Here is a 23797-nt window from a genome sequence, read left to right on the forward strand (position 1 = left end):
ATTCGTCATCATTGAACCGCGGCGCTACCATGGTCGGGCGCCGACAGGGAGAGGAGCGGGCATGTCCGATCGGACCGAGGTGGAGCCCAACCGCCTGGAGCGTCGCAAGGCCCGAACCCGAGCCGCCCTCGTGACGGCGGCGCAGTCGTTCATCGCGACTGGGAAGCCGAACGCGCCGATCCTGGAGATCACGCAGGCCGCGGATGTCGGCATGGGGTCGTTCTACAACCACTTCCAGAGCCGAGAGGACCTGTTCCAGGCGGCGGTGGAGGAAGTGCTCGAGAAGCATGGCGCGGTACTCGACCACTTGACCGAGGGCATGGACGACCCCGCCGAAGTCTTCGCGCAGAGCTTCCGGCTGACCGGCCGCATGCACCGCAGACTGCCGACCCTGAGCAAGGTGCTGCTCAACACCGGCCTCGCGCTCACCACCTCCGACAAAGGACTCGCACCCCGCGCTCGGCGCGATATCGAAGCCGCGGCGCGCACCGGCCGGTTCCAGGCGCCTGACGCGGAGTTGGCCATGACGATCGTGTCCGGGGCCGCGCTGTGCCTCGGCCAACTGCTGCACGATCACCCCGAGCGCGACGACGCGGCCGCCACCGATCAGGTCACCGAGGACCTGCTGCGCATGTTCGGTATCCCCGCCGACGAGGCGCACGAGATCTGCTCGCGTCCGCTGCCGTCCCTCGACTAGCCCGCCGGAGCGCCGGCGGGCGTCACCCGCTGTTGCCCCGGACGGCGCTCGCGGTGAACTCCTTGTCCAGTTCGGTGCCCTCGATATCGAGATCGGGGACGTAACGTCCGAACCAGCGCGGGTGGTACCACATGCGCTCACCGATCAGGGCCATGACCGCGGGCACCAACGTCAGCCGCACGACGAAGGCATCGAGGAGCACGCCGATCGCCAGCGTGAGGGCAAGCGGCTTGACCACCGGGTTGTCGACCCAGGTGAATGCCACGAAGACGGAGAACATGATCAGCGCCGCCGCACTCACCACCCTGGCCGAGTGCGCCACACCGTTCTGCACCGACCCGGTCGCGTCCCCCGTGCGGCTGTATTCCTCTTTGATCCGAGAGACGACGAAGATCTGGTAGTCGCTGGAGAGCCCGAAGATGATCGCCAGGATGATGATCGGCAGAAAACTCAGCGTCTGCGCCTTCGTCACACCGAAGAGTTCCGCTCCCCACCCCCACTGGAATACCGCGACCTGGACGCCCAGTGCCGCGAAGACCGACAGGATGAAGCCGACGATCGAGGACAACGGCACCAGCACGGTGCGGAAGGCGATCGTCAGCAGCACCAGCGCCAAGCCGACGACGACCAGGAGGAAGATCGGCAGCGCCTCGGCCAGCCGGTTGGAGGTGTCGATGTTCGCGGCGGTTGTTCCGCCGATCAGGAAGGTGGCGCCCGTGTTCGCCTCGATCCGGTCGCGGTTGTCGCGCAGCCGGGTGACCAGCTGCGCGGTCGCCTCGTCGTCCGGCCCGGTGGTCGGCACGACCTGGATGAGCACCAGGCCGTCACCACTGCCCGCGGGCTGAACCGCGGCGACATCGGGTTCGGCGCGCAACCTGTCCGTCAACGTCTGGGCGGCGTCCGGGGTGGTGGCCCTGGACAGATCGGTCACCATCAGCAGCGGTCCGTTGAAACCCGGACCGAACGAACGGCTGACCAGGTCGTAAGCCTTGTGCGCCGTGCTCGATTCCGGCTGCGACTCCCCGCTCGGCAACCCGAGATGGATCCGGGTGACCGGGATCGCCAAGACGACCAGCGCCGCGATGCCGAGCACGAGCAAAGGCAGCCGATAGCGCGTGACGAACCGGCCCCAGCTGTGCCCCATCGTGCGCTCCGGTTCGTAGGCCGCGATCCGCGCCACCTCTTCGGCGCGTCCGGGGTGCAGCGGCGGCGAGACGAAGCGCGCGACCGTATCGCCTGCGAATCCGAGCAGCGCGGGCAGCAGAGTCAGGGCCACCAGCATCGCCACCAGCACGGCGCCCGCCGCGGTCAACCCCATGACCGTGAGGAACGGGATCCCGGCGACCGCCAGCCCGCACAACGCGATGATCACCGTCACCGCGGCGAACACGACCGAACTGCCCGCCGTGCCGACCGCCAGGGGTATCGACTCCGCCGCGGCCAGACCCAGCACGATGTTGTGCCGATGCCGGGACAGGATGAACAGCGCGTAGTCGATTCCGCACGACAATCCCAGCATCAATGCCAGGGAAGTCGCCGCCGCGGGCACATCGACGAACGCGGCCACACCGAGGATTCCGGTCAGACCGATCGCGACGCCGACCAATGCCGTGACGATCGGCAGCCCCGCGGCGACCACCGCCCCGAACGTGATCAGCAGGATGACGAAGGCCGCGGCGATGCCGAGGATCTCGGGCGTCTCGGGCACCTCGGCGGTGAAGCCCGGGTACACCGCTCCGGAGAACTCCACCTCGAGCCCCGCCTCGCGGGCGGGCGCGGCGAGGTGGTCGACCTCATCCAATGTCTGCTCGGTGACCTCCCCCACCGGCACCGAGAACTGGACGCTGCCCAAGGCAACGCGCTGATCGGGTGAGATCGTCTTCGCCTCGAACGGGTCGACCACGGTGGCCGCCTGCGACAGCCCGCGCAACCCGGCCATGACCTGCTGAATCTGCGCGCTCGCCTGCGAGTCGGTGACCTTCGCCAAGCCCGGGGTCGCGAACACCACCTGCATCTGCGCGCCACTGTATGCCGGCATCCGCTGCTTCAGCAGCGAAACAGCATCCTGCGACTCGGTGTTCGGAATGGTGAAGTTGTCCGTGGTTTTGCCGCCGCTCACCGCGGCGAACCCGATCGCGCAGGCGAGCAGCACCAGCCACACCGCCAGCACCCACCAGCGCAACCGAGCGACCGTGCGACCGAGGGCGAACAGATACCGAGACATGCGGGTCCTCTCATCGAGCAACCGACAACACATCGAAGAACCGGATCGTGACGCTGCGACCAACCCTAAATGTCCATACCGGGCCGGACAGCGACATCGCCGCAATCGATCGACGTCAGGCTCGGCGCCACAACCTGCCGTTTTGACCATCTCAGCGGGAAGAAGGTACCGTTTCGAGGCGTCTGTACGCGCAGGCCGTGACAGCCGCGGGGCCTTAGCTCAATTGGCAGAGCACTGCCTTTGCAAGGCAGGGGTTAGGGGTTCGATTCCCCTAGGCTCCACTCCTCGAAGGCTCATGCTCGCAAAGAGCATGAGCCTTTGTCGTTCCACGGTTTCGTGAATGCAATCCCCATACCCCGCCCAGCGGGCTTCCCGGACGTGAACGCGTTGAGTGGTCATGGTCCGAGTAGGCCAACGACAGGCGAGTGCTCACGGAAAAGTGCCCACTCAGGTGTTTTTCACGCGTTTCCGAGCCAGCGGAATTGGGATGGTCGACGACCAGATGAAGAGAAGATGGAGTGGGCCTAGGAGGACTTGAACCTCCGACCTCTTCGTTATCAGCGAAGCGCTCTAACCGCCTGAGCTATAGGCCCGTAGTGGTGTTGTTCGCGTGAACAACAACGTGTAGAGACTACACAACAGTTCTCCGATGAACCAAAACGGCTGGTAGAAGCCGTGCAGCCAATGGAAACGGCCGGCACCCGACCAATGGTGGCGGGTACCGGCCGTCCGTTGATGCCGGACTTGCTAGTCGGGGTCGGCCAGGGTGACCTGGATACCGCCGACGAGATCGCAGCACTGGTTGTAGATGAAGGTGCCGACGGTGCCGAGCGCGGTGAACAACACGACGTTGATCAGGCCGATCACGCCCGCGTAACCGAACACGGTGCCCGCGTCGATCAGTCCCACCGAGCCGCTGTCCTGCGACACCATGTCGGTGAACGTGTTGTTCAGCCGCTCCCACACGCCCATGCCCTCGAGCACGATGTAGAGCAGGCCGACGGCGAGCATCCACACGAAGAACATCGCCACGCTGATGACGAGCGAGATCTTCAGCGTCGACCAGGGATCGATGCGCCGGATCTGCACCGTGGCCCGCAGCGGCTCCCCGGAGGCGACCGCGGCGACCGCGACCGGAACCGCGGGCGAAACCGGCCCGGCCTGCGGAACTCCCGCTTCGTTCGGCGGCAGCGGATGCCGGATCTCGGACAGGTCGGGCATGTCCTTGATCAGTTCCGGGCGCGCGATGCTGCGGGTGGGCCCGTCGATGCCGACCGACTTCACCATGGCCGCTTCCTTGCGCGCCGCCTTGGCCGCCAGGTCGGCGGTGGTGCGCGCGTTGGACGTGCCGCCGCCGAGACCCCCACCGCTCGAGTTCGGGCGTCCGGTGACCGGCGCCTGGCCGGGACGGTACAGGTTGGACTGCGGCTCCCGCTGCGGCAGCTGCGCCCACCCGTCCTGGTACGGCGACTGTTGTCCACCGTTGCCCGCGGCGCCGACCGGTTGCCTGTCCTCGTTCTCGGGCGCGGACTGCGGGGCCTGGTTGTTGATCCGCGTCGTCTTCTGGTCGAACCGGTCCTGGCCGTCGCCGCCGGGCGCCTGGTCCGGCGCGCTCTGCTGCGGCGCGAAATCACCCTGCTGGTCGCGGATCTCGCGCTGCTGAGCGTTCGGCTGGTTGCCGCCGGGCTGGTTGCCCGGCTGCCCACCCGGGTGCCCGCCGGACTGCGGCCCGTTCGGCTGGCCCGGGTGACCACCCGGCTGCGCGCCACCGGGGTGACCGCCGGCCTGGCCACCACCGGGGTGACCGGCCGGCTGGCCGCTCTGCTGGCCGCCGCCGGGCTGACCGTTCTCGGCCGAGGCGACCGGCCGTGGGATCGGCCGCGGCGGGATCGGTGACGGTGCGATCCGCTCGGTCACACCGTTCGTCTGGTGCCGCTCGTCATTCGGCTGATTCGGAGTGGTCAATGGGAATCCTTGGGTCCGTTCGTTGCCGCCGCTGATGGGTTACTTCTCGGAGGAGTCGGTGTCGCCGCCACCGGAGACCTGATCGGGATCGGGCTCGTCGGCATTGCGCGCGATCGCAAGCAAGGTATCGCCCTCCGCGAGGTTCATCAATCGCACGCCCTTGGTCTGTCGTCCGGCCTTGCGAACCTGCTTCGCCGCCGTCCGGATCACGCCGCCACCGGAGGTGATCGCGTACAACTCGTCGTCGTCGTCGACGATGAGCGCCCCGACCAGAGTGCCACGTTTCGCGTCGAACTGGATGGTCAATACGCCTTTACCGCCGCGGCCCTGCGCGGTGTACTCCTCGATGGCGGTCCGCTTGGCGTAGCCGCCGGAGGTGGCGACCAGCAGATATGTGCCGTCCCGAACCACATTGAGCGACAACAGTTCGTCGCTCTCGTTGAACCGCATGCCCTGGACACCGGAGGTGGCGCGCCCCATCGGCCGCAGCGCCTCGTCGGTGGCCGAGAAGCGGATCGACTGGCCGAGCGCGGAGACCAGGAGCAGGTCGTCGTCGGCCGAGCAGAGCACCACGCCGACCAATTCGTCCTCGTCGCGCAGGTTCACCGCGACGATGCCGCCGCTGCGGTTGGAGTCGAAGTCGGTCAGCTTCGACTTCTTCACCAGGCCGTTCCTGGTGGCGAGCACCAGGTATGGCGCGTCGTCGTAGGACTTGATCTGGATGATCTGGGCGATCTTCTCGTCCGGCTGGAAGGCCAGCAGGTTCGCCACGTGCTGGCCGCGCGCGGTGCGGTTGGCCTCGGGCAGTTCGTAGGCCTTGGCCCGGTACACCCGGCCCTTGTTCGTGAAGAACAGCAGCCAGTCGTGCGTCGAGGTGACGAAGAAGTGTTTGACGATGTCGTCCTGCTTGAGCCCTGCGCCCTGCACGCCCTTGCCGCCGCGCTTCTGGCTGCGGTAGAGGTCGGTCTTGGTGCGCTTGGCGTAGCCGGTCTCGGTGATCGTGACGACCACGTCCTCGCGAGCGATCAGATCCTCGTCGGCCACGTCGCCGTCGGCGGCGATGATCCTGGTGCGCCGATCGTCGCCGTACTTCTCGACGATCTCGGCCAGTTCGTCGCGGACGATCGCGCGCTGGCGCTCCGGCTTGTCCAGGATGTCCTTGAGGTCGGCGATCTCGGCCTCGATCTTGGCCAGCTCGTCGATGATCTTCTGCCGTTCCAAGGCGGAGAGGCGACGCAGCTGCATGTCGAGAATCGCCGTCGCCTGGATCTCATCGATCTGCAGCAGCTCCATCAAGCCGAGCCGGGCGGTATCGGTGTTGGCCGAACGGCGGATCAGAGCGATGACCTCGTCCAGCGCGTCGAGTGCCTTGACCAGGCCGCGCAGGATATGGGCCCGCTCCTCCGCCTTGCGCAGCAAGTAGCGGGTTCGCCGGACGATCACATTCAACTGGTGCTCGACGTAGAGCCGGATCATCTGGTCGAGCCGCAGCGTCCGCGGCACGCCGTCGACGATCGAGAGCATGTTCGCGCCGAAGCTCGTCTGCAGCTGGGTGTGCTTGTAGAGATTGTTCAGCACCACCTTGGCGACGGCATCGCGCTTCACCGTCACCACGATCCGCATGCCGACGCGGTCGGAGGACTCGTCGTGGATATCCGAGATGCCCGCGATCTTGCCGTCCTTCACCTGCTCGGCGATCGAGTTGATGAAGTTGTCGGTGTTGACCTGGTACGGGAGCTCGGTGATGACGATCGTCGTCCGGCCCCGGTTGTCCTCTTCGATCTCGACGACGCCACGCATCCGGATCGAGCCACGACCGGTCGTGTAGGCGTCGTGGATGCCCTGGCCGCCGACGATCAGGCCATGGGTGGGGAAGTCCGGGCCCTTGACGCGCTCCATGCACGCCGCCAGCGTGGCTTCCTCGTCCGCGTCGTAATTGTCCAGGGCCCAGTAGATCGCCTCGGCGAGCTCGTTCAGGTTGTGCGGCGGGATGTTGGTCGCCATGCCGACCGCGATGCCGTTGCTGCCGTTCATCAGCAGGTTCGGCACCCGGCTCGGGAGCACAACGGGTTCCTGGGAACGGCCGTCGTAGTTGGGCGTGAAATCGACCGTCTCATGGTCGATCTCACGCAGCAGTTCCATCGCGAGCGGAGTCAGGCGGCACTCGGTGTACCGCATCGCGGCGGCGCCGTCGTTACCACGGGAACCGAAGTTGCCCTGACCGTCGACGAGCGGATACCGCAGCGACCACGGCTGGGCCATGCGGACCAGGGTGTCGTAGATCGACGCGTCACCGTGCGGGTGATAGTTACCCATGGTCTCGGCGACCGGGCGGGCGGACTTCACGTAACCGCGGTCCGGGCGGTAGCCGTTGTCGTACATCGCGTAGAGCACGCGCCGATGCACCGGCTTGAGGCCGTCGCGCACATCGGGCAGCGCACGGCCGACGATCACGCTCATCGCGTAATCGATATAGCTGCTCTGCATCTCGTTCTGAATATCGACCGGTTCGATACGGTCGCCCGCACCGCCATTCGGGGGCAGCGTGGTCTCGGTCATGCGGTCTCCTTACCGGGCCTGGCGTGAACAGGGCTGGGTGAACTCACGCCGGCTATACGTCGAGGAAGCGAACGTCCTTGGCATTACGGGTGATGAAGCTGCGACGCGCCTCGACGTCCTCGCCCATCAGGACCGAGAACAGTTCGTCGGCAGCAGCCGCGTCATCGAGCGTCACTTGACGAAGCACCCGCACCGCGGGATCCATGGTGGTTTCCCACAGCTCCTTGGCGTTCATCTCACCGAGGCCCTTGTAGCGCTGCACGCCGTCGTCCTTGTTGATCTTCTTTCCGGCGGCGAGCCCCGCTTCGAGCAGACCGTCACGCTCGCGATCGGAGTAGGCGAACTCCGGATCGCTGCGCTGCCACTTGAGCTTGTAGAGCGGCGGCTGCGCGAGATACACGTGCCCGTGCTCCACCAGCGGGCGCATGAAACGGAACAGCAGCGTGAGCAGCAGCGTGGAGATGTGCTGGCCGTCCACGTCGGCGTCGGCCATCAGCACGATCTTGTGGTAGCGCAGCTTGCTGATGTCGAACTCGTCGTGAATACCCGTGCCGAAGGCGGTGATGATCGACTGGACCTCGTTGTTCTTGAGAACCTTGTCGATACGCGCCTTCTCGACGTTGATGATCTTGCCGCGCAGCGGCAGGATCGCCTGGTACATCGAGTCGCGGCCGGACTTCGCCGAGCCGCCCGCGGAGTCACCCTCCACGATGTAGATCTCGGACTTGCTCGGATCCTTGGACCGGCAGTCGGCCAGCTTGCCGGGCAGACCACCCAGGTCGGTCGCGGACTTGCGCCGCACCAGCTCGCGCGCCTTGCGCGCGGCGACGCGGGCCTGCGCCGAGGAGACCGCCTTGTTGACGATGGTCTTCGCGTCGGCCGGGTTCGCCTCGAACCAGTGTGTGAGGTGCTCGTTGCAGGTGCGCTGTACGAACGACTTCACCTCGGTGTTGCCGAGCTTGGTCTTGGTCTGGCCCTCGAACTGCGGCTCGCCGACCTTGACGCTCACGATGGCGGCCAGGCCCTCCCGGATGTCGTCACCGGTGAGGTTGCCGTCCTTCTCCTTGATGAGCCTCTTGTCCTTGGCGTACTTGTTGACCACTGTGGTCAACGCCGCGCGGAAGCCCTCTTCGTGCGTACCGCCCTCGTGCGTGTTGATGGTGTTCGCGAAGGTGTGTACCGACTCCGAGTAGCCCGAGTTCCACTGCATCGCGACCTCGAGCTCGTGGCCGGTGCCCTTGCCGGTGAACCCGACGACCGAGTTGTGGATCGGCTGCTTGGTGCGGTTGATGTGGCGGACGAAGTCCTCCAGACCGCCCGGGTAGTGGTAGGTCCGAGTCTTCACCTTGTGCTCGGCGGGCGCGGTGCCCTCCTCGGCGTGCTTGGGCGCCTCGGCGGTCTCGCTGACCACCTCGTCGGTCACATCCGAGTCGCTGACGCGCTCGTCGGTGAGCTTGATGGTCAGTCCCTTGTTCAGGAACGCCATCTCCTGCAGCCTGCGGGCCACCGTCTCGAAGTTGTAGGTGGTGGTCTCGAAGATCTCCGGATCCGCCCAGAAGCGGATGGTGGTGCCGGTCTTCTTGGTCGGCTCCCCTTGGATCAGCTTGCCGGGGATGGCGTCCTTATAGGTCTGGCTCCAGTGGTAGCCGTCGTGGTCGATCTCCGCTTCCAAGCGGCTCGACAGCGCGTTGACCACGGAGATGCCGACGCCGTGCAGACCACCGGACACCGCGTAGGAATCCGAGTCGAACTTGCCGCCCGCGTGCAGCTGGGTCATGACGACCTCGATGGTCGGTATGCCTTGGGCGTGCATCGCCACGGGAATGCCGCGGCCGTCGTCGACCACTTCGACGCCGCCGTCGGCCAGCAGCGTGACCTCGACCTTCGTCGCGTACCCGGCCATCGCCTCGTCGACGGAGTTGTCGACGACCTCCCAGATCAGGTGGTGCAGACCACGCTCACCGGTGGAGCCGATGTACATGCCCGGACGCTTGCGAACCGCCTCGAGCCCCTCGAGAACCTTGATGGAGGAGGCACCGTAGTCCTGCTTCCCGGTCGTTCTGGTCGAACCCGATGCGGTGGAGTCTTTGGCAGCCACTGGTCGGTAGCTCTCCTTACTTGCTGATCCCGGCATAGAGCGATCGGACAGCACGCGTCGACCCTGGTCGTTCTCTCGAGAATCAGGGTCCACGCGCGGACTGTGCGGAACGCGCCGAAGGTATCGCCGCTAGTTACGTCACCATCCTACTGGTACACCCAACTTACAACCCACTTCCGACACCCCTCACAGCGCCGTGGATGCGAGAAATCGGAATTCGGCGACTCGGTTCCGCCTCCCGCTGGTTTTGATCCATCAGAAGTGGCCTGAGAGATGCGTCGGCGGGCACCGCCCCGGATCAGCGCGGGGCGTCGACCCGAGCGACGAACGCGGCGGTGTGGCGCGCCAGCTCCGCGGGGTGGGAGATCGGCGACCAGTGCCGCGCCGGGATCTCGACCCGGGTCAAACGCGGCACCCACCGGTCGGCCTCGGCGTTCGCCACGGGCCGCACGGCGCGGTCGCGAGTGGCGACGATCAGCTGGACGGGAACCTCGATCGGACGAGGCCGCGGATGACGCAGGTGAGGCCGGATGTTCGCGCGGTAGAGCTTCAGACCGTTGAGCATATCGGTGCGCAGCGTCGGCGCCGTTTCCACCAGTGCGGGGTCCAGACCGTCGAAGTACGCGAGGAAACGCGGCCAGCGGCCGGAGAGCACCCGCAGCACCGGATCCGGCAACTTCGGGATCTGGAAGGCGACGGTATAGGCCGAGGCCACGGCTTGGGCCAGGGCACCGCGCAGCCGCGCCGGGGTGAGCGGACCACGCAGATAGGCGCCGAGGAAGTCCAGGTTGGGGCCGGACACCGAGGTGAACGACGCGATCACCGATGCGGCGTCCGAGGCGGCGACCGCTTCCCACCCGATCACCGATCCCCAGTCGTGCCCGAGGACGTGCACCCGTTCGCCGAGCGCTACCGCGTCGATGACCGCGCGGACATCGGCCGCGAGTTCCTCGATCCGATAATCCTCTACCGCTGTCGGCGCCGAGCTGCTGCCCACGCCTCGGTTGTCGAAGGCGATCACGCGATGGCGGCCGCCGAGCCGGGCCGCTACCCGGCTCCACAGCAGATGGGTATCGGGCCAGCCGTGGATCAGCAGAATCGGTACGCCGTCGGGGTTGCCGCATTCGTAGACCGCGAGTTCGACGTCACCTCGGCGAACCGTTCGAGTCGCGCTCGCCGGAAACGGACCGACCGCCGTGGTGATCGTCATCGAAATTCTTTCTGCCCGCACGATTCCGGTCCGGCGTCGCGAGCTGCTCGGTGCGACCTCGAACCGGGACGTTCCACGTGAAACGCCACTTTCGGAATAACGTAACACCAAGTATCAGATACTGCTCGCGGTGGTCAGCCGTAGGTGTCGCGCGGTCCGCGACCTCTGATATGGCGTTCACCCTTGCGCCAGCTCGGCGCGGCAGGCCCCGAGATCTTCAGCGAGGTCACCACGCCCTGGCCGACCGCGGCATTGATCTTCGCCAGGATCTGGCTCTGCAGCATCCGCAGCTGCGTCGCCCACGCGGTCGACTCGGCGGCGATGCTCAGTACGCCGTCCTTCAGGGTGATCGGTGTGGCGTGCGCGGCGATGTCCTCGCCCACCACTCCCGCCCAGCGGCCGAAGACCATGCCCTCGGCCACCTTGGTCGACCACCCGCGGTTCTTGGCGATGGAGCCGGTCAGCCTGGACAGCGGCTGTGGATCGCGCTCGTCGGGGCCGGCGCCGGACCACCCGGTGCGCCTGCGGGCGCCTGGCCGCAGCCTGCGCTGAGGCGAGGAACGCCCCTGACCGACAGCCTTGCCACTCGCCCGCGCCGCGGCGCGCGCTTCCTCGAGGGCGCGCCGCGCCAGGTCGATGCCGCGCAGTTCGGGCTCCGCTCCTGGGGATTCGGCGGGGCCGGGCTCCGTGGGCTGATCATTCATCGCCCCGCTCCCTCCGCAGTCGGTCGTTTGTCCCCAGTTTCGATCAAGTTGTCCCCAGCCGTTTCCCGAGGTTGCCAGTACCGGGAATAGTGCGCACCGCACGCCCGGGTAGCTGGGAGAACGATCTGTTCACCGCCTAAATCGCCGGATTCCGGACAAGTTAGGTCGCTTGCTCAGCTGTTGCTGAAATGAGTCGCACAGGAGCGGCCACCCCTGACCGGGCGAGTTTTCCACAGGTGTTGGGGAATCGGGCTCAACTGGGGAGAACTCGATCGGTAGCACCGACGAATGGTCACTGTAGTGGACCGGAGCGGCCGATGTGGATGCTGGGATCACCTGTCCACTCCCCCTGTGGATGATTACGGCGCCCGCGATTCCGTCGAACCGGCGATCGGATCACGTTCGCTCTCGATCGTCGGATCCGTGGCCTCGTCGTTCTCCCGCTCGCCGCTGAGACCATCGCTGCCCGACGGGTTCTCCGCGACGATCCGGGAGACGCGGCCGTCGGGACCGCCCACGGTTTCCACCCGCAGCGGCACCGCGGCGAGTTCGGCGGGCACGTCCTCCGGTACGGCCGCCGTGATCAGCACTTGCTCCGCGCCGGCCGCGACAGCCGCCAGCGCGGCGCGGCGCCGTCGATCGAGTTCGGCGAACACGTCATCGAGCAACAGCACCGGTTCGGCGCCGGTGGCGCGCAGCAGTTCGAACGCGCCCAACCGCAAAGCCAAGGCGAACGACCAGGACTCGCCGTGGCTGGCGAACCCCTTGGCCGGCGAATCCCCCAGCATCAGGTCCAGTTCGTCGCGGTGCGGACCGACCAGGCACACGCCGCGCTCGAGTTCCTTCGGTCGTGCGGCGGCGAGCTCGCGCAGCAGGATCCCCTCCAGCTCCTCCTGGTCCTCCGGGCGCGGCACCCTGGCCGGGTCCAAGAACTCCGCGGGCAGCGCCGCGCTGCGATAGGCGATCGCCGCGGGCCGCGACTCCGGGGCGATCGAGGCATAGGACCGAGCCAGATACGGCGCGAGCTCGTGCACCAAGCGCAGCCGCTGGGCGACCAGAACGGACGCGTGCGCGGCGAGGTGCCCGTCCCACACGTCGAGAGTGCTCAGATCGGCTTTGGACCGAGCTTGCCGCCCAGCCGTTTTCAGCAGTGCCGAGCGCTGGCGTAGCACCCGGTCGTAGTCGCCGCGAACCGCGGCCAATCTGGGGAGGCGGGTTGTGCACAACTCGTCCATGAATCGACGGCGCTCGCCCGGGTCGCCGCGCACCAGCGCCAGATCCTCCGGCGCGAACAACACGGTTTGCAGAATCCCCAGGACCTCTCGCGTCCGGCGGACCGGTGAGCGGTTGATCTGCGCGCGATTGGCGCTGCCCTGGTTCAGCTCCACATCGATGCGGAGCTCGCGGCCGGTGTTGACCACCGTGGCGCCGACCCTGGCCCGCTCGACACCGGTGCGGATCAACGGAGCTTCCGAGGCGACGCGATGCGAACCGAGCGTGGCCAGGTAGCCGATCGCTTCCAACAGGTTTGTCTTGCCGTTGCCGTTCGATCCCAAGAAAACGGTTCGACCTGGGGATAATTCGAGTTCCGCATACTCCCACGAACGGAAGTCACGCAGCGACAGAGTTCGGACGAACATCCGCTATCGCGCCCCGGCCTGGGCCGAAGCGGACATTCCCGCCGATCGGTACATCGTCGCCGCTCTGCGCGGATGCCCTACGGTGCGCCGCGGCCCTGTGGAACACCTGTGGATAAAGTGCGCCCCCAACTGCGCGTAAACCGATTTCTCCGAGGTCGCTGGGGAGTTTCCAGCGGCGTCACCGTTCATCCGCGCTGGAGCACGCGGTACGGATCCGTCCGGAACCAGGTCATGCACAGGCGATCAGCCCGGCAGCCGGACCGGCATCAGCAGATAGATGTACGGGCTCGACAACGCCGCGAACGTTCCGGAGTCGAGCACCTCGGGTTCTTCGTCGGAGGCGGGCAGCAGCACCGCGGGCCTGCTCGGCGTGGTGAAGCCGAAAGTGACACGGTCGGAGTGCAGGGCGGACAAGCCGTCGATGAGATAGCCGGGGTTGAACGCGATCGTGAGCGATTCACCGCGGAAATCGGCCTCCAGCCACTCCTCGGCCCGGCCCGCGTCGTCACCGCCAGCGGACAGCAGCAGGCCGTCGGCGGAGAACTCCAGCCGCACCTGCGCGCCGCGTTCGGCGACCAGTGCGACGCGCTTGATCGCTTCGGTCAGCGCGGCGACGGCGAGGGTGGCGATGGAGGTGTGCTCCTTGGGGAGCAACTGGCGGAACTTGGGGAATTCCGCGTCGAGCAGGCGGGTGGTGGTCCGGCGGCCCGCGTTCACGATGCCGAGCAGGCCGTCCGACCCCGCACCGGTGCCCAGGGACAGCTGAACGGGCGCGTCGGAGGGTCCGAGCGTCTTGGCGGCCTCCGAGAGCGTCCTGGCCGGGATGAGCACCGAAGTCTCGATATCGGCGCGCGCGGGCTGCCACTCGATGTGCCGGACGGCGAGACGGAACCGGTCGGTCGCCGCGAGAACGACCTTGGATCCCTCGATCTCCACGCGGATACCGGTCAGCATCGGCAGGGTGTCGTCGCGGCCCGCGGCGACGGCGACCTGCCCGACGGCCTCGGCGAAGACATCCACACTCAGTTCACCGGTCTGCTGGGGCACCTCGGGCAACTGGGGATAGTCCTCGACGGGCATGGTCGGCAGCGAGAACTTCGCGCTGCCACAGGTGATCAGCACGCGGGTGCCGTCCACGGAGACGTCGACCGGCTTGTTGGACAGCGCCTTGGTGATGTCGGCCAGCAGACGACCGGAGACGAGTACCTGGCCCGGGCCTGCGACCTCGGCCGCGACCCGCACCTGCGCGGAGACCTCGTAGTCGAAACCGGAGACGGTCAGGCCGTCCTCGTCGGCGACCAGCAGCACACCGCCGAGCACCGGAACCGGAGGCCGGGACGGAAGGCTGCGCGCCACCCAGGCGACGGACTCGGCGAAATCCTCGCGGGCGACCCGAAACTTCATGCTTGCAAGCTCCATCGCCCGATCTGTCCTCTCCCGGTTCCGTGATCTGTTGTCGGCTCGTCAGTGTCGGTGCTCGAAAGGGTCCTGCCGAATCGGCCGCCTTCGCAGTCTGGCACAGGCGACAGACATCAAACCGTACCCGCGCGAGCGACGTGCACCTAGCCCGACCCTCCGGCGCCACGAATAGGCGAGTCCCGAGCGCGGACGAGCGGGCGGAGCACGGGGACCGAGTCGGCGCATAACGCGGGCACGGACGACGGATGCCGATCCGGCTTCGGCTCTCGTGGATCCCCTGTCGTCCTTGCCCGGGAACCGGGACCGCCGGCGAAGGTGCGGCGTCCGACCGACTTTCCACACACCCTGTTTTGAAGAGAGATCTCTAATGAGAAGAACTGAAGTAGTAGTAGGCGCTGTGGATTCTGTGGACTGCGCCCGAATCCGCTGCTCAGGGGGCGTGGTGCCGTGGGGATGGCCATGGAGTGTCTCGAGGATGAACGGGAGGGGTCTGTGGAGGTTCCGCAGTTGTCCCAGATTCATCCTCGAGTGGTCCTCGAGTTGTTCCACCGGATTCACCCGGTTGTTCACACATGTGCACGAAATCGTGGACAGCTCGAGGAATCCTCGAGGACTCCACACGGACTCCTCGAGGATTCCACAAGGCCCGATCCGGACAGGTCCCAGGTCAGCGCCTGTGCGCAAACATGCCTGGGGAAACTGTGGAATTCGCCCTGTGAGGGAACTCGAGGAGGCGATCACCGCGCCCTGTTAGCGGATCGGTGGACAAACCAGTGGATTCCTCGAGGACTCCACAAGGATTCCTCGAGGAATCCACAACCCACAAAAAAGCACCGCCCCAGGTCAGGGGCGGCGCTCGGGTGTGGATACCGCTCAGCGAGAGCGCTGCTTGATCCGGGCTGTGAGTTCCTGCACCTGGTCGTAGACGCGGCGCCGCTCGGTCATCTCCTTGCGTACCTTTTTCTCCGCGTACATCACCGTGGTGTGGTCGCGGCCGAACGCCTGGCCGATCTTGGGCAAAGACAGGTCGGTCAGCTCGCGGCACAGATACATGGCGATCTGCCTGGCTTGGGCCAGCGGGCGAGCCTTACCGGGACCGGTGAGCTCTTCCAACGTGGTGTTGAAGTACTCCGCCGTGACGGCCATGATCGTGGCCGCGTTGATCTCCAGCGCCGCGGTGTCCGGCATCAGGTCGCGCAGCACCACTTCGGCCAGCGGCAGATCCAGGGGCTGGCCGTTCAACGAGGCGAACGCGGTCACCCGGATCAGCGCGCCCTCCAGCTCGCGAATGTTGCGCTCCACCCGGCTGGCGATCAGCTCGAGCACGTCGTGCGGCACATCGAGCCGGTCCATGCGCGCCTTCTTGCGCAGGATGGCGATGCGCGTCTCCAGCTCCGGCGGCTGCACATCGGTGATCAGCCCCCATTCGAATCGCGTCCGCAGCCGCTCTTCCAGCGTTGCCAGCTGCTTTGGGGGACGATCCGAGGAGACGACGATCTGTTTGTTCGCGTTGTGCAGCGTGTTGAAGGTGTGGAAGAACTCCTCTTGGATGCCTTCCTTGCCCTCGATGAACTGGATGTCGTCGACCAGCAGGATGTCGGTCTCGCGGTAACGGCGCTTGAACGCGACCTTGCGGTCGTCGCGCAGGCTGTTGATGAAGTCGTTGGTGAACTCTTCGGTCGACACGTACTTGACCCGCATACCCGGGAAGAGACGCTGCGCGTAATGGCCCGCCGCGTGCAGCAGGTGCGTCTTGCCCAATCCCGATGCGCCCCAGACGAACAACGGGTTATAGGCGCGGGCGGGGGCTTCGGCGATGGCCACGGCCGCCGCATGCGCGAAGCGGTTGGACGCGCCGATGACGAAGGTTTCGAAGGTGTACTTCGCGTTCAGGCTGGCCGAGGACGTCGCCGGAGCGGGCGATTCCTGCGACTTGGCGAAGTAGGTGGGCCACGAGTTGCGGACGTTCACCACGGGCTCGTCGTCATGATCGCCGCGCGGACGTTCGGCGACCGGCTCACGGCCGCGCGGACGTTCGGCGACCGGCTCACGTACCGGATCGTGCGCCGGTCCCGAGTCGTCGTCGGTGCTCTCGCGCAGCGGCGCACGCAGCGGGCCGCGCGCACTGCCCGGCGACGGTTCGGGGTTGAACAGCGACTCCTGCCCCGGCGGGATGGCAGGCTCCCGGCGCGGCGGAAGTCCGGGTTCGCGGCGCGGTGCGGCGTCCGGCCCGGACATCATGGGCAGCTCGGCCGTCGTGGAGTACTCACCGTGCTGTGGATAGTCGGTATGGGCGTACTCCGGCTGGCGGTACTCCTCCGGGGGGGCGAAGTCCTGCCCGTAGTCGGCGCCGGGGTAGTCGGAGCTGTCGTTGTAAGGAGAAGCCGCGGGGAACTCGGCGGCGGGTTGTGCATAACGCGGCCCCGGGTACGCGTCGCGGCCGGGGAATTCCGAACCGGGGTAGGAGGCGGGATGCCGGCCTTCTCGTGGGCGCTCGGGCCTGCTCGTCATCCGCGCGTGCCGTGGCGTGTTGCTCTGGCGGTCGACGGTCGGGGTGGTCGGGGCGGCGATGCGGACGCCGAGTCCTTCCACCTGGGGGCCGAGCCTGCGGCCGAGGGAACGGAGAATGGGCTCGCGCAGATCGCGTTCGATGGCCTCCTGGGCCAGCGACGAGGGCACGGAGAGCAGGGCGAACCCCTGTGCGACCGTCAGCGGCTTGACCAGTTTCAGCCAGGCCTGCTGCGCCCGGGTGACCGGAGGGATGGCGCCGTCCGGCGATCCGGTGGTCAGCTCGCTCACAACCTCGGGCCATACCGTGGCCAGCACGTTCTGCTCGTCGTCCATGCAGTTTCCTCCCCGGAGTAGGTCGATAGGAGCAGACGGCCGGGGCACGCGTGGAATGTGATGCTCGGGGGTGGTCCCGTGATCCTGCGTACGTCCGTAACCGGTTCGGACGCTGTCCGGGTCCCCCATCAGGACAGCGGCGTGGGCACCGTCGGCCCTACGAATATGCCACTCCAGGGGTCTTTCCACACAATTATCCACAGATGTGGAGAACCCTGGGGAGCTGTGGAACGCGCGCATGCGCGGAAAAGGCAACGCTGCGACCTGCGGTTCTACAGCAATCGCGTGGCTACGTATCTTGGTGGCCAAGCCTACGCGATGGCTAGGGGTGTGGACGAATTCACGGGGACGGCCGGAACGCCTGACTCCGGACGACCGATTCCGCTGGTCGTCGGGGCCGGGGAAGCAGGGGGGTCGGGTTTGACCCGTCCCGGACCGATCAGTACCCTCGTACAGTCACCCCTTGGTGCGGTGGCGGTCTTGTGCTGACCGCGTTTAGGTCGTGATCGACCGACTGTGCGCCAGGACCGACGCGCGCCGATGATGACCAGACCTGCGATTCATTCGCGCAATATACGTATCACCGACAAGCTTCGGGCACCACCTGGTGCCCGCCTACTCGAGGAGTGTTGACCGTGGCCAAGGGCAAGCGGACGTTCCAGCCGAACAACCGTCGTCGGGCGCGGGTTCACGGCTTCCGCCTCCGGATGCGCACCCGTGCGGGTCGCGCCATCGTCTCGGCGCGTCGTCGTAAGGGCCGCGCCTCCCTCACTGCCTGATCCTCGCTCTCGGACGCTCGGGTGTTGCCTGAGCCGTATCGGTTGCATCATCGTGCCGACTTCTCCCGGACGGTGCGCCGCGGCCAGCGAATCGGGAGGCGTGATCTGGTCGTGCATGCGCTCGCACACGGGTATGACGGAGTTGTGGGCGCGAATGGACGACATGATCAGGTCCCGGACGACCTGCTGGTCCGCGTAGGCGGTCCGCGGTTCGGGTTGATCGTCAGCAAGGCGGTGGGCAACGCGGTGATTCGACATCGCGTTGCCCGCCGCCTGCGTCATATGTGCGCCCAGGTGGTCGACGAACTGCCGCCAGGGACCGATGTCGTGATCCGTGCGCTTCCGGGCGCCGCGACGGCTTCGTCGGAGGACCTGCTGCGCCAGGTACGCACCGCGCTGCGCAAGCTCGGCCTCGCCGCCGAGACGGGCGTGTCGACGGGCGGCCGGGCATGAGTCTTTGGGCGAAGATCGCCAGACTGCCCGTGAACGTGCTGATCTTTTCGATCGAGCTGTATCGGACCTACGTCTCCCCTACCCGCATGCCGGTGTGCCGTTTCACCCCGACCTGTAGTGAGTACGCGGTTACCGCACTGCGCACTCGGGGCCTGTTCATCGGGCTCGGACTGACGGTCGTGCGTTTGGCCAAATGCGCGCCCTGGCACCCTGGTGGGTGGGACCCCGTCCCGGAGCGGAAGCGGAGCACATCCCGCGCCGAGCCGGCGGACGGGTCAGCGACCGACGCGGCGACGCAGGAACCGAGCCTGCCCGCCGAACCGCGGTCGGAGCCGAACGCTTGTAAAGGATCGCCGCACGCGGTGATCGGCGACACGAACGACGGGAGTGCATAGAGCCGTGCTCGACTTCATTTATTACCCGGTGTCCTGGATCCTCTGGTTCTGGCATCGGGTCTTCGGGTTCGCGTTCGGCGCGGACAACGGTCTCACCTGGGCGCTGGCCGTGGTGTTCCTGGTGTTCACCTTGCGCCTGGTGCTCTACAAGCCGTTCGTCAAGCAGGTGCGCACCACCAAGCAGATGCAGGAACTGCAGCCGCAGATCAAAGAGCTGCAGAAGAAATACAAGAACGATCGCCAGAAGATGGCGGTCGAGATGCAGAAGCTGCAGAAGGACAACGGCTTCAACCCGCTGATGGGTTGCCTGCCTATCCTCGCTCAGGTCCCGGTGTTCCTCGGACTCTTCCATGTGCTTCGCTCGTTCAACCGGACCGGCCACGGCCTCGGTCAGCTCGCGATGACGCCGGAGCAGAATGCGAACACCGCGAACTACGTCTTCAGTGCGGCCGATGTCCAGTCCTTCCTGAGCGCCCGTATCTTCGGCGCGCCGATCTCGGCGTTCATCACCACACCCGTCAACGAACTGCAGGCGTTCGCCAGCTACGGCGGCGTACCGAGCAAGCTGAGCATCGCGCTCGTCGCAATTCCCCTGATGGTCATCGCGGGTCTGGCGACCCACTTCAACGCCCGCGCGTCGGTGGCGCGGCAGACGCCGGAAGCCGCGGCCAACCCGCAGGCCGCGATGATGAACAAGCTCGCGCTGTGGGTGTTCCCCCTCGGCGTGCTCGTCGGCGGCCCGTTCCTGCCCATCGCCATCCTGCTGTACTGGGTCTCCAACAACATCTGGACCTATGGGCAGCAGCACCTCGTGTTCGGTCGCATGGCGAAGGAAGAAGAAGCCAAGAAGCAGGCGAAGCTGGAGCAGCGCGCGCAGAACGCGCCGAAGCCCGGCGCCAAACCGGTCAACGTGAAGAAGAAGCCGGCATCCGCCGCAGCGGCCGACTCCGAGTCGGACGAGGACACTGCTGTCGCCTCGACGAATGGCACCGCGAAGCCGTCGAAGCAGGCCGCGGGCCAACGCCGACCGGCCGGCCAGAAGCGGCCGGGCAACCGGGGTAGGGCGAATCAGAAGCGCAAGCGCTGACGACCGATCGGTGGGCTGATCCGCCCACCTCGACCGCTGAGCAACCCTTGATCGCGAATACCGCCCGGCGGCGATTGCCCGGCGCGCGCGATGAGCAGATGAAGGAAATCAAATGACTGTTGAGACCGACGGAGGGGATGCCACCGTGGCGACGACGATGGCGAACGCCGAGGCGGACACCGGCGATGTCGTGACCGATGCCGAGGAAGCGCTCATCGAGGAGGGCGAGATCGCCGGCGACTACCTCGAGCAGTTGCTCGACGTACTGGACTTCGACGGCGACATCGATCTCGACGTGGAAGGCGACCGTGCGGTGGTGAGCATCGACGGCGGACGCGATCTGACGAAGCTCGTCGGACGCAACGGCGAGGTGCTCGACGCGTTGCAGGAGCTGACTCGGCTCGCCGTCCAGCAGGCGACCGGCGTGCGCAGCCGACTGATGCTGGACGTAGCAGGGTGGCGGGCCAAACGGCGGTCCGAACTGAGCGAGCTCGGAGCGGCGGCGGCGCAGCGCGTGCTGGACTCCGGCGAGCCGGAGTCGCTCGCGCCCATGACGCCGTTCGAGCGCAAGATCGTGCACGACGCGGTGGCGGCTGTGGAGGGTGTCAGCAGCGAGAGTGAAGGCGTGGAACCGAACCGGCACGTGGTGGTCGTTCCCGGCTGACTCACGGCATCCCCAAGCGGGCGGCATGTTTCGCGGCCCGGACGGGTAGTGGTTGGATAGGGCCTCTGGTCTTCGGATCGGGGGCCTTGTTCGTGTCCGGAGCCCGATTGCTCTGCTCGTAGATCGACCCGAGTTCGGAAGGATGTTTCACGTGGAACGAGATCTCGGTGGAGCCGCCGCGGTACCTGCGGAGCTGGAGCCGCCCGCGTCGGCGGCCACCGTCTTCGGCGACCGACTCGATCTCGCGCGTCGATATTGCACGGCGCTCGCAACCGCGGGCGTGGAGCGCGGCTTGATCGGCCCACGCGAGGTGCCCCGCCTCTGGGATCGCCACATCCTCAATTGTGCGGTCCTCGGCGAGTTGATCGCTGAGGGAGCCTCCGTGGTCGACATCGGCAGTGGCGCCGGCTTGCCCGGTATCCCCCTTGCGATCGCGCGGCCGGACCTGCGGATCACCCTGGTCGAACCACTGCTGCGCCGAACCGTGTTTCTGAGCGAGTTCATCGAATCGGTGGACTTGGATGTAACCGTGGTGCGAGGACGGGCCGAGCAGTCCGGTGTGATGAAAGAAGCCGGTGGCGCGGACGTTGTCACCTCTCGCGCGGTAGCTCCGCTCGGCAAACTCGCTCAGTGGTCACTCCCCCTCCTACGCGACCACGGGCACATGCTCGCACTCAAGGGTTCCAGCGCAGCAGAAGAACTGGAACGCGATGGCGCCGCGCTGGCGAAAGCCGGAGCCGGCAATGCGGTCGTGCTGCAATGCGGTGTCGGCTTGGTGGCCACGCCCACCATGGTGATCAGCGCCGAGCGGCTCCCCCGTGCCGAGCGCAGTTCCCTGCGACGAGCCGAACGGGCGGTCGAACGCGAAGGTAAGGCAGGGCGGACGGCAGCGAAGGAGCGCGGGCGCAAGCGTGCAGCGCGCAAGGCCAAGTAGAAGCTTCGATGTCGAAGATTCCATACCCGACCTAGGGACCTGGGCACGTTTCGTCACTATGACGAAATGATGAAAGCCGAACACGGGCAAGCGGATATGTTCGCTACCCGGAATCGCATCGTGATCGCCATCGGCCGCCCGAGAACATCAGCCAGGCGCGCCGAGTCGCCCGGCCCGTAGATCTGTATCAGGCGCGCCCAGCATTCGCGCGTTGTCCGTGTCGAGTTCGACGCGGCGGATCCGTGCGGGCTGTGGACTGTTCGGCCTCGCACAGTCAGCGCCGCGCGCCCGTTGGACACGTTGCTGCAAACGGACACAAGCCCGTTCACCGCCGATTGCGTCTGGCGGCGCCCGACTCCCGAGGATCCATTCGAGGTAGTGGTGAGGTCGCTTCGCCAGTTGCGCGACATCAAGCCGAAGGGGTACCGCCTCCGTATGTTTCACGTGAATCCGAGCCAGAACACGCGGTTCGTAGCCAGCACGCTTAACCATCCGAATGTTTCACGTGAATCGCAGTCGGCTTCTCGTTGCGCCACCACGCGTCATCGTTGTGGCCGCCGCTCCCCGGTCGGCCGAGGTCGGAAGGAACCATCTTCGGCAGGAGTGTCGGGCACGGGGAGGTGCCGGTGCGATCATCCACCGCGCGACGGTTAACGGAGTCTTCTGCATCCTGGAAGATCGCGGTGCGGCAAGAGACTCGCCGCTTCTTGGAGCGCTGTGCGAACGAGCCTTCGGCGCCCTCTTGCAGACGGGCGTTAGCCGAGCGTGACGGCGTGTGCCTCGCGGCGCGGCCGGCCAAGTCAGTCCGTTGAGTATTTGGATAACGCGCTCGCGTCATATCGGGTTGCGGAGCAGAACCAACGAGTGTTCTACGCCCCCGGGCATTCCCGTGGCGCCCCCGACTTGGTTCGCGCCAACGACGGACATGCGGAGCGGCGAGGTGAGTGCGAACAGGCGAAGGTGAGTGCGTGCAGAGCGGATGTGTGCGACGGCGCAGATGAGAGGAGCGCGGGAATAGCGATAGCGGGGCGCATTCTCGAGGGACGCAGGTTGGTGAACCGCGCAGAAGACTGAAGCGCGCAAGGTGCGGCGCACCGGCGAAGAGGGAGCAAGGTGCGTCACGCAATTGATGTGTACAGAACGACGGAATGCACAGACGAAGGCGAAGACACGGAAGGGGGGAGCCGCGGACGTGGTGGGCACGCCAGAGCCGAGGGCACGCACGAATTGAGCGCGCGGAAGGGCGGAGAACACGGAAGGGCGGGAGAGCGCAGAAGGGCGGAACGGCGGAAGAACGCGAGAGCCGAGCGCGCGGAAGGGCGGTGGGCACGAAGAGCGGTGAGGCGCGGAGAGCTGAGCGCGCGGAGGGGCGGTGGGCACCAAGAGTCGGGAGGCGCGGAGAGCTGAGCGTGCGGAGGGGCGGTGGGCACCAAGAGTCGGGAGGCGCGGAGAGCTGAGCGTGCGGACGAGCGGTGGACACCAAGAATCGGGAGGCGCGGAGAGCTGAGCGTGCGGACGAGCGGGAGAGCGCGAGAACTGGGCGCGCGGACGAGCGGAGGGCGAGGAAGAACTGAACCACTGATCGTCGGCCAGAGGCAGCGGCGGCCTTGATCAGGCGGTCGGTGGTCAGGTCCAGCAGGCGGCTGTACTCGGCGCAGATCCAGGCCAATGCGGCGGCCTCCGGGTCGTCCTCGTCGCGCAGGTCGACGTACTCGACCTGGTCGTAGTCGGCGATCGAGTGGTCGACGAACTGCAACGGCTCGCCGTCGCGCTCGACGATGCGCAGGAAGCCGGAGCCGAGCTCATGCGAAGGCATCGATGCTGGCCCGGTTGGCGCGGATGAGCGGTGGGCACGAAGAGCCGGGGCGCGCGAGAACTGAGGGCGCGAATGAGGGGTGGACCCGGAAGAGCGGAGCGCGCGGATGAGCGGGAGAGCGCGAGAACTGGGCGCGCGGATGAGCGGTGGGCAAGGAAGAACTGAGGGCGCGGATGAGCGGTGGACCCGAAGAGCCGGGGCGCCCGAGAACTGAGGGCGCGGATGAGGGGTGGACCCGGACGAGCCGGGCACACGGATCAGCGGAGTGCACGGATCAGCGGAGCGCGCGGACGAGCGGAGTGCACGGAT

Annotated in this window: 16 protein-coding genes and 2 tRNA genes; 8 read left to right on the forward strand and 10 right to left on the reverse strand. The window is 66.7% G+C overall.

Translation table 11 applies throughout. From position 1 onward, the window contains the following. Positions 1 to 61: 61 nt before the first annotated feature. On the forward strand, positions 62 to 697 hold the full coding sequence (locus ABZ803_RS21590; protein ID WP_357040974.1) for a TetR/AcrR family transcriptional regulator: 636 nt from the start codon (positions 62 to 64) through the stop codon (positions 695 to 697). Positions 698 to 719: 22 nt separating this feature from the next. Here the strand turns inward: ABZ803_RS21590 and ABZ803_RS21595 are convergent, their stop codons facing one another. Next, positions 720 to 2921 carry an MMPL family transporter gene (locus ABZ803_RS21595; protein ID WP_357040977.1) on the reverse strand — a complete coding sequence of 734 codons (2202 nt, stop codon included), beginning with the start codon at positions 2919 to 2921 and terminating at the stop codon, positions 720 to 722. Positions 2922 to 3129: 208 nt separating this feature from the next. Here ABZ803_RS21595 and ABZ803_RS21600 point away from each other — a divergent pair. Further along, positions 3130 to 3202 (forward strand) — tRNA-Ala (locus ABZ803_RS21600). 238 nt (positions 3203 to 3440) lie between these two features. Here ABZ803_RS21600 and ABZ803_RS21605 read toward each other — a convergent pair. The 9 genes from ABZ803_RS21605 to dnaA all read right to left on the reverse strand — a co-directional run bounded on the left by ABZ803_RS21605 (position 3441) and on the right by dnaA (position 17360). Further along, a tRNA-Ile gene (locus ABZ803_RS21605) sits at positions 3441 to 3514 on the reverse strand. Between the two features lie 154 nt (positions 3515 to 3668). Then, positions 3669 to 4886: a DUF3566 domain-containing protein gene (locus tag ABZ803_RS21610; protein WP_357040979.1), complete on the reverse strand. Its 1218-nt coding sequence runs from the start codon at positions 4884 to 4886 to the stop codon at positions 3669 to 3671. 39 nt (positions 4887 to 4925) lie between these two features. After that, positions 4926 to 7445 (reverse strand): DNA gyrase subunit A, encoded by a 2520-nt coding sequence (gene gyrA / locus ABZ803_RS21615; RefSeq protein WP_357040982.1) that lies wholly within the window; start codon positions 7443 to 7445, stop codon positions 4926 to 4928. Positions 7446 to 7497: 52 nt separating this feature from the next. Next, entirely contained in the window at positions 7498 to 9543 is a 2046-nt protein-coding gene (gene gyrB, locus ABZ803_RS21620) for a DNA topoisomerase (ATP-hydrolyzing) subunit B (protein ID WP_357040985.1), read from the reverse strand. Positions 9544 to 9841: 298 nt separating this feature from the next. Beyond that, a complete protein-coding gene (locus ABZ803_RS21625) occupies positions 9842 to 10753 on the reverse strand; it encodes an alpha/beta fold hydrolase (RefSeq protein WP_357040988.1) in 912 nt (303 codons plus the stop codon). Positions 10754 to 10887: 134 nt separating this feature from the next. Continuing rightward, the gene (locus ABZ803_RS21630; RefSeq protein ID WP_357040990.1) at positions 10888 to 11457 is read right to left on the reverse strand and encodes a DUF721 family protein; all 570 of its coding nucleotides are present in this window, start codon (positions 11455 to 11457) and stop codon (positions 10888 to 10890) included. 359 nt (positions 11458 to 11816) lie between these two features. Beyond that, positions 11817 to 13097 carry a DNA replication/repair protein RecF gene (gene recF, locus ABZ803_RS21635; RefSeq protein WP_357040993.1) on the reverse strand — a complete coding sequence of 427 codons (1281 nt, stop codon included), beginning with the start codon at positions 13095 to 13097 and terminating at the stop codon, positions 11817 to 11819. 243 nt (positions 13098 to 13340) lie between these two features. Beyond that, complete coding sequence (gene dnaN / locus ABZ803_RS21640) at positions 13341 to 14516, reverse strand: DNA polymerase III subunit beta (protein ID WP_357040996.1); 1176 nt, start codon at positions 14514 to 14516, stop codon at positions 13341 to 13343. Positions 14517 to 15389: 873 nt separating this feature from the next. After that, positions 15390 to 17360, reverse strand: a complete 1971-nt coding sequence (gene dnaA, locus ABZ803_RS21645; protein WP_357041000.1) for a chromosomal replication initiator protein DnaA — start codon at positions 17358 to 17360, stop codon at positions 15390 to 15392. Between the two features lie 635 nt (positions 17361 to 17995). Here dnaA and rpmH point away from each other — a divergent pair. From rpmH to rsmG, 6 genes are all read left to right on the forward strand, one after another. After that, entirely contained in the window at positions 17996 to 18139 is a 144-nt protein-coding gene (gene rpmH, locus ABZ803_RS21650; RefSeq protein WP_006550910.1) for a 50S ribosomal protein L34, read from the forward strand. 21 nt (positions 18140 to 18160) lie between these two features. Next, positions 18161 to 18592 carry a ribonuclease P protein component gene (gene rnpA / locus ABZ803_RS21655; RefSeq protein ID WP_357041003.1) on the forward strand — a complete coding sequence of 144 codons (432 nt, stop codon included), beginning with the start codon at positions 18161 to 18163 and terminating at the stop codon, positions 18590 to 18592. Beyond that, entirely contained in the window at positions 18589 to 18987 is a 399-nt protein-coding gene (gene yidD / locus ABZ803_RS21660) for a membrane protein insertion efficiency factor YidD (protein ID WP_051175729.1), read from the forward strand. Before rnpA ends, yidD begins: the two co-directional genes overlap by 4 nt. Positions 18988 to 18991: 4 nt before the next feature. After that, the gene (gene yidC / locus ABZ803_RS21665; RefSeq protein ID WP_357041007.1) at positions 18992 to 20074 is read left to right on the forward strand and encodes a membrane protein insertase YidC; all 1083 of its coding nucleotides are present in this window, start codon (positions 18992 to 18994) and stop codon (positions 20072 to 20074) included. Positions 20075 to 20231: 157 nt separating this feature from the next. Further along, on the forward strand, positions 20232 to 20738 hold the full coding sequence (locus tag ABZ803_RS21670; protein WP_051175727.1) for a protein jag: 507 nt from the start codon (positions 20232 to 20234) through the stop codon (positions 20736 to 20738). 142 nt (positions 20739 to 20880) lie between these two features. Next, positions 20881 to 21672 (forward strand): 16S rRNA (guanine(527)-N(7))-methyltransferase RsmG, encoded by a 792-nt coding sequence (gene rsmG, locus ABZ803_RS21675; protein WP_357041010.1) that lies wholly within the window; start codon positions 20881 to 20883, stop codon positions 21670 to 21672. The last annotated feature ends 2125 nt before the right edge of the window (positions 21673 to 23797 follow it).

This window comes from Nocardia sp. NPDC047648 (genome assembly GCF_040642815.1).
In the GTDB taxonomy this organism is placed as follows: Bacteria; Actinomycetota; Actinomycetes; order Mycobacteriales; family Mycobacteriaceae; genus Nocardia; species Nocardia gamkensis.